Source organism: Bradyrhizobium sp. SZCCHNR3119, assembly GCF_032487775.1.
Classification (GTDB): Bacteria; Pseudomonadota; Alphaproteobacteria; order Rhizobiales; family Xanthobacteraceae; genus Bradyrhizobium.
Map to the genome: position 1 here is coordinate 4,118,048 of NZ_JAUEUV010000001.1, position 17,116 is coordinate 4,135,163.

13 protein-coding genes are annotated in these 17,116 nt (G+C 66.0%); 8 read left to right on the forward strand and 5 right to left on the reverse strand.

Annotation, left to right across the window (positions count from 1 at the left end; genetic code table 11):
* Window positions 1–4: 4 nt before the first annotated feature.
* Complete coding sequence (locus tag QX034_RS19025; protein ID WP_315700983.1) at window positions 5–1,471, reverse strand: efflux transporter outer membrane subunit; 1,467 nt, start codon at window positions 1,469–1,471, stop codon at window positions 5–7.
* A 230-nt stretch (window positions 1,472–1,701) separates the two neighbouring features.
* On the opposite strand from QX034_RS19025, the gene QX034_RS19030 reads away from it, so the two are divergent.
* Both QX034_RS19030 and QX034_RS19035 read left to right on the forward strand, forming a co-directional pair.
* Entirely contained in the window at window positions 1,702–2,478 is a 777-nt protein-coding gene (locus QX034_RS19030; RefSeq protein ID WP_315700982.1) for a response regulator transcription factor, read from the forward strand.
* On the forward strand, window positions 2,465–3,847 hold the full coding sequence (locus QX034_RS19035; RefSeq protein ID WP_315700981.1) for an ATP-binding protein: 1,383 nt from the start codon (window positions 2,465–2,467) through the stop codon (window positions 3,845–3,847). The genes QX034_RS19030 and QX034_RS19035 overlap by 14 nt, the downstream gene beginning before the upstream one ends.
* A gap of 52 nt (window positions 3,848–3,899) precedes the next feature.
* On the opposite strand, the gene QX034_RS19040 is transcribed toward QX034_RS19035, so the two are convergent.
* Complete coding sequence (locus tag QX034_RS19040; protein ID WP_409977738.1) at window positions 3,900–5,210, reverse strand: FecR domain-containing protein; 1,311 nt, start codon at window positions 5,208–5,210, stop codon at window positions 3,900–3,902.
* A 121-nt stretch (window positions 5,211–5,331) separates the two neighbouring features.
* The gene (locus QX034_RS19045; RefSeq protein ID WP_315700980.1) at window positions 5,332–6,069 is read right to left on the reverse strand and encodes a DUF2147 domain-containing protein; all 738 of its coding nucleotides are present in this window, start codon (window positions 6,067–6,069) and stop codon (window positions 5,332–5,334) included.
* A 360-nt stretch (window positions 6,070–6,429) separates the two neighbouring features.
* On the opposite strand from QX034_RS19045, the gene QX034_RS19050 reads away from it, so the two are divergent.
* Both QX034_RS19050 and QX034_RS19055 read left to right on the forward strand, forming a co-directional pair.
* On the forward strand, window positions 6,430–7,683 hold the full coding sequence (locus QX034_RS19050) for an extensin family protein (RefSeq protein WP_315700979.1): 1,254 nt from the start codon (window positions 6,430–6,432) through the stop codon (window positions 7,681–7,683).
* Window positions 7,684–7,883: 200 nt separating this feature from the next.
* Complete coding sequence (locus QX034_RS19055) at window positions 7,884–8,126, forward strand: hypothetical protein (RefSeq protein WP_315728486.1); 243 nt, start codon at window positions 7,884–7,886, stop codon at window positions 8,124–8,126.
* A gap of 24 nt (window positions 8,127–8,150) precedes the next feature.
* Here the strand turns inward: QX034_RS19055 and QX034_RS19060 are convergent, their stop codons facing one another.
* Complete coding sequence (locus tag QX034_RS19060; protein ID WP_315700977.1) at window positions 8,151–8,765, reverse strand: class I SAM-dependent methyltransferase; 615 nt, start codon at window positions 8,763–8,765, stop codon at window positions 8,151–8,153.
* A gap of 42 nt (window positions 8,766–8,807) precedes the next feature.
* A complete protein-coding gene (locus QX034_RS19065) occupies window positions 8,808–11,153 on the reverse strand; it encodes a TonB-dependent receptor (protein ID WP_315700976.1) in 2,346 nt (781 codons plus the stop codon).
* A gap of 201 nt (window positions 11,154–11,354) precedes the next feature.
* On the opposite strand from QX034_RS19065, the gene nikR reads away from it, so the two are divergent.
* The 4 genes from nikR (at window position 11,355) to QX034_RS19085 (ending at window position 17,054) form a co-directional block, all read left to right on the forward strand.
* Window positions 11,355–11,840, forward strand: a complete 486-nt coding sequence (gene nikR / locus QX034_RS19070; RefSeq protein ID WP_315700975.1) for a nickel-responsive transcriptional regulator NikR — start codon at window positions 11,355–11,357, stop codon at window positions 11,838–11,840.
* Window positions 11,841–12,218: 378 nt separating this feature from the next.
* On the forward strand, window positions 12,219–13,136 hold the full coding sequence (locus QX034_RS19075; protein ID WP_315700974.1) for an HlyD family secretion protein: 918 nt from the start codon (window positions 12,219–12,221) through the stop codon (window positions 13,134–13,136).
* On the forward strand, window positions 13,133–15,868 hold the full coding sequence (gene rbbA, locus QX034_RS19080) for a ribosome-associated ATPase/putative transporter RbbA (RefSeq protein WP_316191085.1): 2,736 nt from the start codon (window positions 13,133–13,135) through the stop codon (window positions 15,866–15,868). Before QX034_RS19075 ends, rbbA begins: the two co-directional genes overlap by 4 nt.
* Before the next feature lies 1 nt (window position 15,869).
* Entirely contained in the window at window positions 15,870–17,054 is a 1,185-nt protein-coding gene (locus tag QX034_RS19085) for an ABC transporter permease (protein WP_315700972.1), read from the forward strand.
* Window positions 17,055–17,116: the final 62 nt, after the last annotated feature.

Here is a 17,116-nt window from a genome sequence, read left to right on the forward strand (position 1 = left end):
CTCATCAGCGGCTCTGACTCAGATGCGGGCCGGTGCCGACATCGACGACCTCCGGCTTGCGGACGTCGATCTCACCGTCCCAGCCGCCGCCAAGCGCCTTGGCGAGCGCGACATAATACTTCGCGACGTTGGCGCGGCTGGCGAGCAGGCTGTCTTCGGCGGAGAATTGCGAGCGCTCGGCATCGAGCACGTCGAGAAAGGTGTTCGATCCGGTCTCGTAGAGCGCGCGGGACAATCGCGCCGCCTCGCCATAGCGCTTGGCCGAATCGGCGAGGCTTACAATGCGCCGCCGTTCCTGGCTCAGATTCACGATCGCGTTCTCGACGTCTTCGAGGGCGCTCAACACCGCGCTGCGCCAGGCGACGTGATACTCATCGCGCTGGGCTTGCGCGATCTCGACCGCGGCCTGCAGCTTGCCGCCGTTGAAAATAGGAACGCTCACGCTCGGCCCGATCGACCAGCCGATGGTCGACGTCTTGCCGAGGTCGCCGAGCTTCAGCGCCGTGGTGGAGACCGAGCCGCTCAGGCTGACATCGGGATAGAGCGCGGCCTCGGCCTGGCCGATCTTGGCGGTGTATTGCGCGAGCTGGCGCTCGGCCTTGCGCACGTCGGGGCGCAGCGTCAGCACGTCGGCGGGGATGCCCTTCGGCAGCGGCAGGGTTGGCGCGGGGATCGGCGCGGTTTTGGCGAGCGACGCCGCGAGCGCGGTCGGGTCGCGCCCGAGCAGTACGCCGAGCCGATGCACCTGCTGCTGATAGGAGGCCTCATAGGTCGGGATCGTAGCTTCGGTGCTGGCGGCGAGCGCGTTGGCCTTCTCGCTGTCGACCGCGGAGGCCGAGCCGGCGGCGAGCTTGCGCTCGGTCAGCGCCGCGGTTTGCCGCTGCGAGGCGGCGGTCCGGCGCGCAAGCGCCGCGCGGGCCTGATAGCCGCGCGCGTCGATGTAATAGGACGCGACGTCGCCGACCAAGGTGAGCAGCGTCGCGCGCAGATCGTCGTCGGCGGCATCGACGCCGTACGTTGCCGCTTCGACGGCGCGACGGTTGGCGCCGAACAGATCGAGCTCCCAGCTCGCATCGAAGCCGGCCTGGTATTGGCCATAAGTCGCCGGACTGACGTCGAAGCCGCCGGTCGAACTCGCTGCCGTGCGGTTCTCGGTCGCAGAGCCGGAGCCCGTGATGGTCGGAAACAGCGCGCCCACGGCTTGCTGCCGCGTCGCGCGCGCCTCGCGGATGCGGGCCTTCGCCGCAGCGACATCGAGATTGCCGTTGACGGCTTCCGCGATCAGGTCGTCCAGCAACGGGTCCTTCAGATTGCGCCACCAACGCGCCAGCGCCGCCGGTTTCGGCCGCGTGTGGCGATCGCCGCTCCAGGCGGTCGGCAGCGTGAGCGCAGGCGTTACATAATCGGGACCAACGGCGCAGCCGGCGAGCGGCAGGGTGGCGAAACACAACAGGAGGAGAGGAGCCTTCACGTTCGACAATTTTGCTGCGCTTTTCGAAGATGGCCGCGCCGGCCAATCAGCCTTGCTGCGAAGACATCCCTGTGATCGGTTCGATGAGGCCGCACGATAGGCGCAGTGCCGATTGCGCTGGATTAAGAGGTGTCAAGAAATGTTTCCGCGTTAACAATTCAACTTGTTTTCGCCATGTTTGGCTGGGCTTCGCACTATTCTTTGCGACGGAAATCGACCATGTTACGCCCATGATGTCGTCACATAACGCGACCGCGGCTGCTGCGGATGTGGCCCTGCCGGGCAGTGCGCGCATCCTCTGCGTGGAGGACGATCGGGAGATCGCCAGCCTTCTGACCGAGGTGCTGCAGGATCACGGTTTCTCGCCACGCTTCGTCACTTCCGCCGCTGCGATGAGCGACGTCCTGCAGCGGGAGCCGGTCGATCTCATCATGCTCGACCTGATGCTGCCCGACGAGGACGGCATGAGCATTTGTCGGCGATTGCGCCAGACCTCGCGCGTTCCGATCATCATGGTCACCGCCAAGGGCGAGGACATCGACCGCATCCTCGGGCTCGAGCTCGGTGCCGACGACTATGTCGTCAAGCCATTCAATCCGCGTGAGCTGGTGGCGCGCATTCGCGCGCTGCTGCGCCGCGCCCAGGGCTATCCCGGCGCGGCAGGCGCACGCCGCTTGCCGCCGATGTCGTTCGACGGCTGGCGCATCGAGCCGGTGGCGCGCTCGCTGGTGGACCCCGACGGCGTCAAGATCACGCTGACCAGCGCGGAGTTCGACATCCTGCTCGCGTTTTGTCGCAATGCCGGGCGGGTGATGTCGCGCGAGCAGCTGATCGAGCTGGCGCATGGCGGCCAGGCCGGGCCGGTCGAGCGCAGCATCGACGTGCATATCAGCCGCATCCGGCAGAAGATGGAGCCGGGCGCGAAGAGCTGGACCATGATCAAGACCGTCCGACTGGGCGGTTATGTCTTCACGCCACGAGTCGAGACGATCGATGATGGAATTTAAACGGTTGCGATTGCCGTTCGGCATCACCACCCAGATCGTCGCGCTCGCCTCGCTGTCGGTGCTGCTCGGCGTGGCGCTGGTGATCGCGGCGGTGATGCTGATCTTCGATCCGCCGGACGAGCAGGAATCGCCGGCCTATGGCATCGTCCGCGTCGCCGACATTACCCATTTCATTCGGGCGGCGAAGGATGCGGGTGCCGTCGAGAGCGTGCTCTCGGGGGCGCGCGCCTCCGGGATCAACGTCTCGCTCGCGCCGTTGGCCGCGCTCACGCCGGTCGGGCGCGGCGATAAGCAAGGACCCTGGACCTCGCAGCTGGCGCGGCGCCAGCTTGCCGCGCAGCGTGACATCGGCGTCCTCAGCGGCGTGCGCTATGCCGACGGACCGCCGACGCAGGTCGTCGTCCAGGTCGACGCGGAGCGGGCGCTGGTGTTCGAGGACATTCCCCGCCCGCGCATCTGGCCGCTGCTCCTGAAGCCCACGGTGGGGGCTCTGATCATCACCGTGTTGATGGCGCTGTTGCTCTCGATCTATGTGGCGCGGGCGATCATCCAGCCGTTGTCGGCGGTGGCCGGCGCGGCCGCAGCCTTCGGCCGTTCGCCGGATGCGCATGTGCGCCTCACCGACCGCGGGCCGCGCGAGATCGTGCAGGTCAGCGAGGCCCTGAACGAGATGCGGGCGCGCATCCGCGCCCTGCTGGACGATCGGACGCGGATGCTGGCTGCGATCAGCCACGATCTGCGCACGCCGCTGACCCGGCTCCGGCTGCGCTCCGAACGCATCGCTCAGCTCGAGCTGCGCAACGCGATGTTACGCGACATCGATCAGGTCAGCCGCATGCTGGACGAGACGCTCGATTACCTGCGCGACGATTCCAAGGCCGAGCAGCTGTCGCGGATCGAGCTATCAAGCCTGCTCGAAACGATCTGCTGCGACTTCTCCGACGTCGGCCATGCCGTATCCTATGGCGGACCGGATCGGCTGGTCTGTGAATGCCGGCCGCGGGCGCTGGCGCGCGCGGTGACCAATGTGGTCGAGAACGCCGTGAAACACGGGACCGAAGTCGTCGTCAGTCTGGCCGCGTCGGCTGATGGCGTGATTGCGATCGAGGTCGCCGATGACGGCCCGGGCATTCCGCCGGCGTTGCAGGCGCGGGCGCTGGAGCCGTTCGTCAAGCTCGATCAGGCGCGCTCCGCCAGTGGCAGCGGCTTCGGCCTGGGCCTCTCGATCGCGCACGAGATCCTGAAGAAGCACGACGGCAGCATCGCGCTGATGCCGAACGAGCCGAGGGGATTGCGGGTCCGGCTGTCCCTGCCGTTGCGCGTGGCTGCACCCGTTGCGGCAGCCGACCGACCGGCAAAGGTCGCTTGATCCGAAAATTCGAACCGGCGCGGCCGAGATCGGATGCTCCGGTCCTGCAGTCTCATCGCGGCTCCAGCTGACGGCCGTCCTTCGGCGCCGGACGCCGGCGCTGTTGTGCCGGCCGCGGTGGCAAAGCCGGCCGCTGCAGCCGCGGTGCGAGCCGTTGCGCGGCCCCGGGCCGCACTTGCGCAGGAGGCGGAGGCAAGGTGGTCGCGGCCGGGCGTGCCACATCATTTGGATTTGGCTGCTGCGGCTGACGCTGGCCCTGCCGGCCCGGCAGCGTCGGCGGTTGCGGTTGAGCTGGCTGCTGATGCTGCCCGCCTTGTGGATGATCCAGCCGGCCGCCGCGGCGATCGGGCTGCGGCAGCTGCTTCTGCTGCGGCTGGCCCTGTCGGCTGTTCGGCGCGACGGGCGGCTGTCCACCCGGACGGTTGTTGTTCTGGCCGGGCGTTGGAGTCGGCCGCTGCGGTGCTTGCGGCGCGTTGCGGTTCGGCGCGAGGCCGGGATTGGCTCTGCGGAAGGCGCGCTGTTCGGTCACGATCTGGCGGCCGACGCTTTGCGTCGTATGCACCTGCCGTACGATGCCTTGGTCGCGCTGGATCTCGCGCGCGGCGATCACCATCGGCACAGCGGCAAAGCGCGCGCCGGCCGCGCCAGGCCGGATCGAGAAGCCGCTCGCCGCCGTCGTCAGCGCGCCCAGCCGTGCGCCGTTACGGTCGTTCACCTCGATGTGCCCGACGCGTCCATCCGCGTCCGGATAGAGCTTGATCGCGACGTTGTTAGCGGCCCCGCTTGCGGCCGAGATGGTTTTGGGCACGTCGACCACGCCGGTGGTGCCGCGAATGCCGAGCGTTGCGGTCGGTGTGTCGATCTTCATGTCGCCGGTCCTCGCCACCGCGGCGGCGACGAAGGCGACCGTGCCGCGGCCGATATTGAATACGGCGCTATTCTGCTTGCCGCCGTCCTTATAGACGTAGTTGTCGATCGCGATCTTGGCATTGGCCGACAGGTGAAACGTGGTGCCATCGTCGAAGGTGATGCCGAGCGAGGAGGAGGCCGAGGTCTGCACGACGTCGTTGAGGAAGATGTCGTCGCGCAGCTTGAGTGGCCGCGAATCCTTGTTGCGGATCACCGTGACGGTGCCGGTGAGCGCGGCGACATTGCCGATCGGCTCGGAGATGGCGGGCGCTGCCGCGCTATCAGCGGATGGCGGCGTCACCGGCTGTTGTGCCGGCTGCGCCTGTGCGATCTGCGTGCCGCCCGGTGCTGTCGCGCTTGCCGCCGGTGGCAGCGACGGGGCCGCACCAGCGGGGGCGCCGATCAGCACGGCGGCGACCAGCCAGGTTGCGAAGGCAAGCCGAAAAACGATCACGATCAAGTCCGCGGGAGGAGGTGAAGGGAGACTCGCGCGGATTTCAGCGGCACATGGCTGAATGCGTGATGAATGCGAAAGGCCCGGCAGTCCGGCGCCTTCTCCTAATGGCGAAGATCGCTTAGCTGATGCGCTTCCAGGTCTGGCCGCCGCAGAACAGGCCGCCGAACGCGCAGCCCTGGACCCTCAGCGTATTCGGCCCCTTCAGCGCGATGGTCGAGTCGTAATTGCCGCCGCCGTCGGGATCATGGATGCGGCCGACCCATTTGTTCTCCTTTGGCTTCATGTTGATGAGAACCTTCTCGCCGCTCTTCTCGGCGAAGCCGCAGAGATTGGCGCCGCAGGGCTCGATCCGCACATTGCCTTTGTTGTCCTCGGTCGCCCATAGGCCGGTCGGAGAGTTCTGCCCAGGCGAAAGCGCGGCGGCTGAAGCAGCCGGCGCGGTGACCGCGGGCGCGACAGGTGCCGCGGTGCTGGTTGCGACCGGGGCCGATGTCGAGGCGGCCGTCGCGGGCGTAACGGCCGGAGGGACCGCAGTCGCTGCGACCGGCGCGGGCGTCGCCGGAGCAGGGGCGGTGGCCGGTGGATTCATCGGAGCGGCCGGAGCGGTAAGCGTGGCCGCTGCGCTCGGTGCAGAGGCAGGAGTCGTGCGCGGCGCATCGTCGTCATCGGCGCTCCTGCCGCCGGATGTCAGGCCCTGCAGATCGATTCCGGAAATCTGCAGGCAGGACAGTGACTGACAGTTGCGCGGCGCGGTGACGCGGATCGTGTGGCCGTCAACATCGAAGGCGATCGAACTGCCGGCATGAGCGGCCTGGCTGGCCAGCACGAGCACAGCGGCAATACAGACGGATTTCATGGAGGGCTCCTCGGCGGCATCGACAAGCCGACCCTAGGCGCCCGCAGGAGCATGCTCTGTGACGGGCGTCACAGCAGCTCTGCGAAGCTGAAACAGATCAAGTTTTCTTGTTCAGAGCAGGCCGAGCACGATGGCGGCGACGAATGCAAACGCGAAATAGGCGGCGACCATGCTCAGCCGACCGGCTACGGTCATCGGAATGGCTCCGTTTTCGCGATCAACTCTGCGAGCACCGGATCATAGCGGATCAGAGGCGGCAAAAAGGACAGCCGCATTGCCACTTCCGTCGCTGTGCGGGGCACGCGGTATCAATGCACGGCATTGACAAGTCCTTAAGCAAATTGCCGCAAATCTCTGCGTATGACGCGCGGAGTTCGTTTGTATCTCGTCGGCTCCATCGTCCTTGTCACGCTTGCGGGTTGCGGCCGTGGATTTTTCCAGGAGCGCGAACCGTGGCGTGCCGAGGCCGAGATCGCCTGCCTGAAATCCGGTGCGGTGAAGGAAAGCGCCGAGATCGTGCGCATCGAGCCGATCTCCGGGCCCGGGATTTGTGGCGCGGACTATCCGCTGAAGGTGGCCGCGCTCGGCGACAGCGCGAGCTCATACGGCTTTGCCGACGAGGATTTGCGTCCGCCGGCTCCGATCGGCAATCAGCCGCGCTGGCCGATCAATCAGCAACAGAGCTCGCCGCCGCCGACCTATTCGCCGTCGTCCTATCCGGCGCCGCAGCCCTATCCCGCGCGGCCGCCTTATCCGCAGCAGTCGTCATATCCGCAGTCGTCCTATCAACCGCCGGCCGCCTATCCAGCCGACACAGTGCGGCAACCCTCTTACGCGGCGCCGAGCGGCCCGCTGTCGCTCAACCCGCCCGGCACGGCGCCCGGTGAGGACGACATCAATTTGCCGCCGGAAGGCACGCCGGGCGGATCCTATCCGCCGTCTGCGGCCGCGCCGCTGCGGCCCTATGGCCAGCAGTCCGATGCGCCGCCCCGGCTCGGGCCATCGCGCGGCGATCCTGTCGCGGCGGTCGGACCCGTCGCGGTGAAGCCGACCGCGACCTTGGCGTGCCCGATCGTCTCGGTGCTCGACCGCTGGATTGCCGAGACGGTGCAGCCGGCGGCGATGCGCTGGTTCGGCAATCGCGTCGTCGAGATCAAGCAGATCTCTGCCTATTCCTGCCGTGGCATGAACGGCAATTCGCACGCCCATATCTCCGAGCATGCCTTCGGCAATGCGCTCGACATCGCCGCGTTCACGCTCGCCGACGGCCGGCGGATCACGGTGAAGGACGGCTGGCATGGCTTGCCGGAGGAGCAGGGCTTTCTGCGCGATGTGCAGGGCGGCGCCTGCCGGGAATTCACCACCGTGCTCGCGCCGGGATCGAACGTCTATCATTACGATCACATCCATGTCGATCTGATGCGCCGTGCCAGCCGCCGTCTGATTTGCGAGCCTGCAGCGATCTCGGGCGAAGTGGTCGCCGCGCGCGCCCAGCAGCGCCGCTTTGGCTATGGGGTGCGCGATCCCGATCTCACGAGCTCCATCTCGAGCCGCAAGGAGGCGCGCTCGAAGCGGGAGAGGATCAACGAGGAAGACGAATTCCGGGACGAATGAGCCGCGAGGATTGAGCCGCTGTCGCACAGGCGCGATCCCACCCGCACGACGTCCTGGTTTGAGGCAGAGCGCTGCGGTTCGGCGAGCCTGCTAACCACTCGTTTACCAGATCAGAGGTCCGCCTTTGGCCGACACTAGACCTGCCACAGTCGCCAGGAACAAGGCGCGCGGGATCGTGTTGCCGGGGGTTGGAGGCGCATATGGCAGTGTATCGCATCGAGGCGCTGGGCTCGGGCTTCGCGGTCGGCGGCGAGGAGGGCGCCGTCTTGCTGTGCAGGACCATGAGGGCCGCGCGTCGGATCGTGGCCGACGCCGTGCGCCTGGAGCGAACACCGCGGCGTCCGATTCCTTCGCGCGCATCGCCCGCCTGCGACGAGGCTGGCGCCGAATTCGTCGACGTTGCCGAGCTGGATGATGCGGACCTGATGTGGCGTACCGCGTGAGGAACGGCGTCTTTTGCTGCGAGCTTACTTCAGCCGAAAGCGGCTGAACTGGAACTGCTGGACCGCGCCCCATGGCGTGTGATGTGCCTCGCTGCAGCTGTCGAGCAGCTCGAAAGCCGGCCCGAGCGTGCCGGCGAGACTGGCAGCGTCATAGCGCTGCACCGGAAGCCCGCTGCATTTCTCCGGACCATCAAGTGCAAAGGTGCCGATGACGATCTGTCCGCCAGGCATCACCGCTCGGCGCAGGTTCTCGATATAGGCGCGGCGATCGCGCTCCTCGGTGAGAAAATGAAACGCCGCGCGGTCGTGCCAGATGTCGTACTGCCGCTGCGGCGTCCATGTGGTGACGTCGGCCGCGATCCAGTCCACCTCCGCGGCGCGCTCGCCGATCCGCGCCCGCGCCACCTCGAGCGCCGCGGCGGAAATGTCGAGCACTGTCACTGCGCGGAACCCGGCGGCGAGCAGCGCGTCGACCAGCCGCGAAGCGCCACCCCCGATATCGATGATACGCGAAGCCGGCGTCGCGTTCGCATCGTGGATCAGGCGCAGCGATGTCGCAGGGTCATCCTGATACCAGCTGACGTCGGTCTCGGCCTTTGTGGTGTAGACGTTCTGCCAATGTGATGTGCGGTCGGACATGGGCTGCGTCAGGTTGAGGGGCGAGGTGCAGAGTAGCACGCTTCAAAACGTCCCCGCCACGGTCACCCGAAACGCCAGCGGCTCGACCGGATGCAGCACCCGGTCCATGACCCCGTTCTGGCACACCGCTGTGGGCACAGTGCTCGTCGGCGCCCCGTAGCAGGCCTTGTAGAGCTGGTCGGTCGGGAGCAGCGAGCCGTAACCGTAGGAGATCTGGTTGGCCTTGCTGTTCAACAGATTCAGCACGTCGAGCTGGATGCGCCAGCCATTGGCGTCGCGAAAGCCGATGCGGCCGTTGAAGATGCTGGTCGCGGTCGAGCGGAAGTAATTGTCCTCGGTCAGCGGCGTGGAGCCGAGATAGCGCCAGCGCAAGGTGCCGAACCAGCCGGTCTTCTCGCCGAGCGTGATGCCGGCGGAAGCCACCATCGCCGGCGCGTTCGGGATGTAGTTGCCGGGCGCGTTGCCGAGCTGGGCTTCCGGGTAACCGGCGAGCGAAGCATAGGTCGCAGCCTGCGCGCTGTCATAACCGACGAACCGGGCATGGGTCATGGCGAGATCGGCGTCGACATCGATCCAGGAGGCCGGGCGGTAATGGTTGGTGAGCTCGAAGCCATAGCGCCGGCTCGGCCGGCTGGCCTCGGTATCTCCGGCATCGCCCGAGAACAGGATCTCGGAATCCTGGTCGAGCATGAACAGGCTCAGCGACGAATCGAGCCCCGGGATGACCCGTGTGCGGACGCCGACCTCCGCGCCCTTGGTGCGGACCAGCAGCGGCGAGGAGGCGAGCTTGTTGGTCGGATCGGCCGGATCCTCGGTCGTGGTGGCGCCGCGCGCGTCGTTGCTATGCATGCCATAGCCTGCACCGACGAAGAACTCGGTCTTGTTGAAGGGTCCGATGGTCATGCGGAATTTCGGGCTGCCGATCCCGGCGCCGGCATTCCCGGTGTTGTTGCCGTTGAACAGCGAATAGACGTGTGCCTGGTAGGCGTCGCCGCGATAACCGACAGTGGTGCGCAGCCAATCGGTCCATTTGACCGTGTTCTCGACATAGATCCCGATCGAGCCTTCGCCGACCTTGTCGCTGCGGACGTTCGAGAGGAACGCGCGCTGGGCCGTGTAGCTGAGGGCGAGCGCGATATCGTCGTAACGCGTCTGTACGCCGAATGTGGTCTGCATCGGCAATCCATTGAGGCTGCCGTCGAGCGTGCGCGAGGCGTTGGCGCCGAGCATGAGCCGGTCGTCGTGCTGGTGGAACTGGTCGCCGGCCTGCTGATCGCGAAGATAGTAGGTGAAGTTGTTGTAGAGATCGAGCTGGCTCTTCACGGCGTAGGCGTTCGCCTTCCACGAGCCAGCATCGTCGGTCCCTGCCATGCGGGTCGACAGCGCGAAGCGGTTGGTCTTGCCGCCGTCGGTCGGGTCTCCCGAATCGTAGCGGCCGAGCAGGCCAGAGGTGATCGCACGTTCCGGCACCTGGTCGGTCGAGGTCCAGCGGTTGGCATAGGCCATGCCGGTGATCGAGAGGCCATCGGTCGCCGTGCCCTGGGTGTAGCGCACCAGGCTGTTGAGCTTCTGCATGTCGTCGGGCGTCGTCCACGGCCCGTCGTAATGCGCCGCTTCGCCCGCGATCAGAAGATTGCCGTTGCCGACCTTGGTCGAATCCATGCCGAAGAAGCGGCGATAGTCGAAGCTGCCGGCCGTGACCTGCGCGATCGCCTTCGGCACGCTGTCGATCAGGCCGATATGCACGCTGCCGGCGGACGCGAAATCGCCCTCGTCGGCGTAATAGGGGCCCTTGCGCACGTCGATCCGGCCGATCGTCTCCGGCATCAGCCAATTGAGGTCGGCATAGCCCTGGCCGTGCGCGTGGGTGCGCATGTTGACCGGCACGTCGTCGACATAGAGGGCGAGGTCGGTGCCATGGTCCAGATTATAGCCGCGCAAAAAATACTGATTGGCTTTGCCTTCGCCGGAATGCTGGGTCACGATCAGTCCGGGCACGGCTTCCAGCACTTCGCCCGGCCGCGACACAGGGCGCGCATTGATCTCCTCGCCTGAGATCACCACCTCGCTCGCCATGCTCTGCACAGGGGTAGGGCCTGAAGCGACGTTGGGCGCACCGGAGGGACCGCCGGCCGTCGGCTGCGGCGTGGGTGCCGTCGCCGCGGTGCTGCGGGTGCCGCTGGATTGCAGTCGCCGCGCCTCGCGCTTGATCTGGGGTTTCGGCCTGGCACTGTGCGCAGGCGCCTCGACATTCACCGCCGGCAGCGTGGCTGCAGCGGCTGACGGCTTGTCGGCCGTTGGCACCGTCGCCGTTTGTGCACATGCCACTCCGACCTGCTGGGCGATTGACAATGCCAGCAGACCGGCCCCCATCCCACGCAAACGCATTCCGTAACCGAGCCCCACCGTCCGATGCGGGCATGCATCGTCATTCGCCGCAGACGTTTGACTGGCCTGCGGCGAGGTCGCTTGGATCGCCCGCTTGTCGAATGTTAAACAACGCTAAGGTGACGCTGGTATGATGTCAACGTGGAAAGATCATACTCAGGCGGGTGGAAAACGCGCTTCAGTGCGCCCGGGAGACGATGCATGCAACGCCTGACGATCACGATCGACCACGACCTCTTGGCCGAAGTCGACGACTTCATGGCGCAGCGTGGCTATGCCAACCGGTCGGAAGCGTTCCGCGACCTGTTGCGCGGTGGGCTGGAGCGCGCCAACACCGAGAGCAGCGACAGCCGCAACTGCATCGCCACCTTGAGCTATGTCTATGATCACGCGGCGCGCGAACTGCCGAAGCGGCTGACGCAGGAGGCGCACGATCACTCCGGCCTCGCCCAGGCGACCTTGCACGTGCATATCGATCACGAGAGCTGCCTCGAAGTGACGGTGCTGAAAGGCAAGAGCACCGAAGTGAAGGCCTTCGCCGATCACGTCATCGCCGAGCGCGGCGTGCGCCACGGCCATGTCGCGATGATGCCGATCGAGGCTTCGCATTCTCATCCTCACGGGCACGGCCACGCGCATGAGCATGGCCACAGCCACGCCCATGGCGGGAAGGGCGGCAGGAAGTAGCACGCCTCAGCTCAGTCTCTATCGCAATGAGGAACTTGGACGCCGGCTGATCCGGCGCCAACATCTGCGCGTGCGTCGGCCGGAGCGACTGCCAGACCGGTCCGGTTTTGATCCAGCGCAACAACGCCGGGATCAATAGCTTCCATAGTTTCAACAATTGGATTTTCGGCCGGATCGTATCGGCCAGCGATATTCGACCTCGTTTCGTGAGAAGGTTTTCGCATTCGGAAGAGGCTCATAATGCGTTCTCGTCTATGCGGCACGCTGTTGGCGGCTTTCGTGAGCGCCGCGGTCCTATCGCTTGCACCATCTACGACCTGCTGTTCGGGAGTTGACTGGTTCGCCTCTGCCGCAGCGCGCCCCCAGCCGGTACGCAACATGATCGCACGGCTCCGCGGCAAGAAGATGCCGGCCGGCATCGTGCAGACCAACGGACGCATCGAGGCGACCCAGGTCGATGTCTCTGCCAAATACGCGGGGCGGCTGGCCGATGTCACCGTCGAGGAAGGCTCCAGCGTCAAGGCGGGGCAGGTCGTCGGGCGTGTTTCGTCTCCGGAAGTCGAGGCCCAGCTGAAGGCGGCGCTATCCGACGTTGACCGGGCCAAGCAGACCTTGACCCAGGCCGAGGCGGAGATCGCTTCGCGCCAGAGTTCGCTGGACTATGCCAAGACCGAGTTCGACCGCGGCGGCGAATTGATCAAGACCGGCGCCATCACCCAGAAGGACCTGGATCAGCGCCGTCGCAACTATGAATCGGCGGACGCATCGCTCAAGGCGATGCTCGCGCAACGGGACCAGGCGCTGTCTGCCATCCGCAAGGCGCAAGCCGAGGTCGAACGTATCCAGTCGATACTGCAGGACCTTGTGCTCGTCTCTCCGCGGATCGGACGGGTGCAGTATCTGCTCTTGCGCAGCGGTGAAATGGTCGCCGCCGGCGCCCCGGTCCTCACCGTCCTCGATTTGACCGACGTCTATATGACGATCTTCCTGCCGGCCGACGCGGCCGCCAAACTCGAGCTGGGAGGCGAAGCCCGCATCATCCTGGACGCCGCTCCACAGTTCGTGATTCCCGCGACGGTGAGCTTCGTTGCCGCCGACGCGCAGTTCACGCCGAAAACCGTCGAGACCAAGGACGAGCGCGAAAAGCTGATGTTCCGCGTCAAGCTGAAGATCGATCCGAAGATGCTGCTGGAGCATATCAGCAAGGTGAAGACCGGTGTGCGCGGCATGGGCATCGTGCGCACGGATAGCGAGACGCCCTGGCCGGCAGATCTTCAGGTCTCGCGGCCCAAATGACCGAGGCCGTCGCCAGACTCGTGAACGTATCGCACCGATACGGCGCCACGATCGCGGTGAACGACATCACCGTCGCGATCCCCCAGCGCGCGATGGTCGGACTCATCGGCCCTGACGGCGTCGGCAAATCGACCCTGCTGGCCCTCATTTCCGGCGTGCGCAGGATCCAGTCCGGCGCAGTCTCGGTGTTCGGCGGCGACATGGCCGACCAGCGGCATCTCACCAGCATACGGCAACGCATCGCCTATATGCCGCAGGGGCTCGGTCGCAATCTGTACCCCACCCTCAGCGTGTTCGAGAACATCGATTTCTTCGGACGCCTGTTCGGACAAAGCGAGCCTGAGCGGCGGGCGCGCATCACCGAACTGCTCGGCGCCACGGGCATGAGCCCCTTCGAGGCGCGTCCTGCCGGCAAGCTGTCAGGGGGCATGAAGCAGAAGCTCAGCCTCTGCTGCGCGCTGGTCAACGATCCCGATCTGCTCATTCTCGATGAGCCGACCACCGGCGTCGATCCGCTGTCCCGCGGCCAGTTCTGGGATCTCATCAACACCATCCGCGGGCGGCGACCGCAGATGAGCGTCGTCGTGGCGACCGCGTATATGGACGAGGCGCAGGGCTTCGATTGGCTGGTGGCGATGGACGACGGCAGGATCATCGCCGAAGACACTCCGCAGCAGCTGCTCGCCAGGGCCGGCGAGAGCAGCCTCGACGACGCCTTCATCCGCCTGCTGCCGGAAGCCAAGCGCGTCGGATACGAGAAGGTCGTGGTGCGTCCGCGCGTCGCGCCGCTGGACGAGACCCCGGCGATCGAGGCCGAAGGACTGACGCGGCGGTTCGGCGACTTCGTCGCGGTCGATCATGTCGACTTCCGCATCGGCCGCGGCGAGATCTTCGGCTTCCTCGGCTCGAACGGGTGCGGCAAGTCGACGACGATGAAGATGCTGACCGGCCTGTTGCCGGCATCGGAAGGCCGCGCGACGCTGTTCGGCAGCCCGATGGGCGCCAACGACATGGAGATGCGGCGTAATGTCGGCTACATGTCGCAGGCGTTCTCGCTCTACGGTGAGCTCACCGTCCGGCAGAATCTCGAACTGCACGCGCAACTCTACCGTCTGCCGGCTGACAAGGCCGCGGCTCGGATCGCGCTGCTGCTGGAGCGCTATGATCTTCGCGGCGTCGCCGACAGCAGGCCCGAGAGCCTGCCGCTCGGCCTGAAGCAGCGGTTGCAGCTCGCCGTCGCCGTGCTGCACGAGCCGCCGCTGCTCATTCTGGACGAGCCGACCTCGGGCGTCGATCCGATCGCGCGCGACGCCTTCTGGCGGACGCTGATCGATCTCTCGCGCGATGACGGCGTGACGATCTTCCTGTCGACGCATTTCTCGAACGAGGCCGAGCGCTGCGACCGCATCTCGCTGATGCATGCAGGCAAGGTGTTGGCGGTCGGCACACCGAAGGAACTGGTTGCCGCGCGCGGCAGCAGCTCGATCGAGGACGCCTTCGTCGGCTACCTCGCCGATGCCGCTGGTATCGACCGTTCCAAGAAGGTCGAGCCTCCGCAGCAGAGCGCGACGGCGGCTGCGGCCGGCCCGCCGACGCCGATGCACGCCTTCAATCCCGGCCGGCTCTGGGCCTATGCGCGGCGTGAGACGCTGGAATTGCTCCGCGATCCGATCCGCCTTGCGTTCGCGGTGCTGGGTCCGGTCCTGCTCATGCTGGCGTTCGGCTACGGCATTTCCTTCGACATCGAAAACCTGCAGATGGCGGCGTTCGACCAGGACGACACGCCGCAGAGCCGGCAGTTGCTCGACGGCTTCAACGGCTCGCGCTATTTCTCGGTTCAGCCGCCGATCCGATCTGCCGAGGAGGCCGACCAGCGCCTGCGCAGCGGCAACACGCAAATCGTGGTCGAAGTGCCCGCGGGGTTCGGGCGCGACCTCTTGAACAAGCGGCAACCCGAAGTCGACGCCCGCATCGACGGCGCCATGACGTTCCGCGGCCAGACCGCGGTGAACTACGTCAACGGCGTCATCCGCAAGGAAGGGGATGAGCTGACCTCCAGACGCGCGGCCAAGACCACGGCCTGGAGCGATGACAACATCGAATTGCGCTTCCGCTACAATCAGGCGTTCCTCAGCGTCAACGCCATGGTGCCGGGCGTCCTGATGCTGCTGCTGTGCCTGATCCCGGCGATCATGTCGGCGATCGCCGTGGTGCGCGAGAAGGAGACCGGTTCGATCGCCAATTTCCGCTCGACGCCCATCACGCGGCTCGAATTCCTGCTCGGCAAGCAGCTTCCCTACGTGGCGATCTCGCTCGTGAGCTTCGTCGCGCTGATGTTGCTGGCGGTGTTCGTCTTCGACGTGCCGCCGAAGGGGCCGCTCCTCGTCCTGCTGCTCAGCACGGTCATCTATGTGATCGCGACCACCGGATTTGGGCAGCTGGTGTCGTCATTCACGCAGACGCAGGTCGCGGCGGTGTTCGCCACCGCGATCCTGTCGATGGTGCCGGCCGTCAACCTGTCCGGCCTGCTCGCCCCGGTGTCGTCGTTGTCGGGAACGGCCAAGCTGATGGGCCTTACCTTTCCTTCCGCATGGTACCAGCCGATCGCGGTCGGCGTGTTCGCGAAAGATCTCGGCATGGCGGATCTGTGGCCCGATATCGTCGCCATCACCGTCATCGCGGTCGCGTTCCTGCTGCTGTCGCTGCTGTTCCTTCGCAAGCAGGAGGCGTGATATGGCCGCATCCTCCGACACGCCAGCCTCGCCCCTCGTCAAAGCCAAGCCGCTAACGCTCGTCGATCATGTCGTCAACACCCTCAGGCTGGTGGTGAAGGAGCTTCGCAGCATCCGCGCCGACCCGACCATGCTGGTGCTCGTGGTCTACGCCTTCAGCATCTCGGTGAACACGGTCGCGACCGGCGCCGTGACCGATGCCACTCACATGTCGGTCGGCATCGTCGACGAGGACGGCTCCTCGCTTTCGCGCCAGATCGCCGAGGCGTTGCTGCCGCCGACCTTCCAGCCCGCGGTCCAGATCCGCGCCACCGAGATCGACGCCAAGATGAATCATGGTGACCTCCTCTTCGTGGTCGAGATCCCCCCGAACTTCGAGGCGGATCTTCGGGCGCAGCACAAGACGTCGCTGCAGATCAACATCGACGCCACGGTGGTGGCGCAGGCCGGCAACGGCGCCAACTACCTCAAGACCGCGATCAGCAACGAGATCCGGAGCTTTCTCTCAGGGCGTCCGGGCGCGAAGTCGGCGCCGATCAATCTCGTCGTACGGACCGATTTCAACCCCAATCTCATCACCTCGTGGTTCTCGGCCATGACCCAGGTGATCAATCAGATCACGCTGCTTACGGTCATTCTCACCGGCGCCGCACTCATTCGCGAACGCGAGCAGGGCACGGTGGAGCATCTTCTCGTGATGCCGGTGGTGCCGGCCGAGATCATGCTCGCCAAGATGCTCGCCAACGGTCTCGTCATCCTGGTCGCCGCGATGCTGTCGCTGCAGTTCGTGGTCCATTGGTGGATCGGCTCGCCGATCGCGGGGTCGCGGTTGCTGTTTCTGCTCGGCGCGGCGGAATACGCGCTGGTGGTTGCGGCGCTGGGCATCCTGCTCGGCACGCTCGCGACCACGATGGGACAGTTCGGTCTGCTCGCGATGCCGGTCCTGATGGTCACGCAGCTGTTGTCCGGCAGCAGCACGCCCATGGAGAGCATGCCGGTCTGGCTGCAATACCTGGTGCAGACGGTCAGCCCGACGCCTCATTTCGTCGCTTTCGGGCAGGCGGTTCTGTTTCGGGGCGCCGATCTTTCCCTGGTGTGGCAGCCGCTGGTGGCGATGCTCCTGATCGGCAGCGTCTATTTCGTATTCGCTCTCAGTCGTTTCCGCCGCGTCATTTTCGGAAGCTGAAAGGCCCGACGCGTCGCGACGAAAGGAAGACAGGTCCGGCGACAATTTTCGGAGAGATGGCG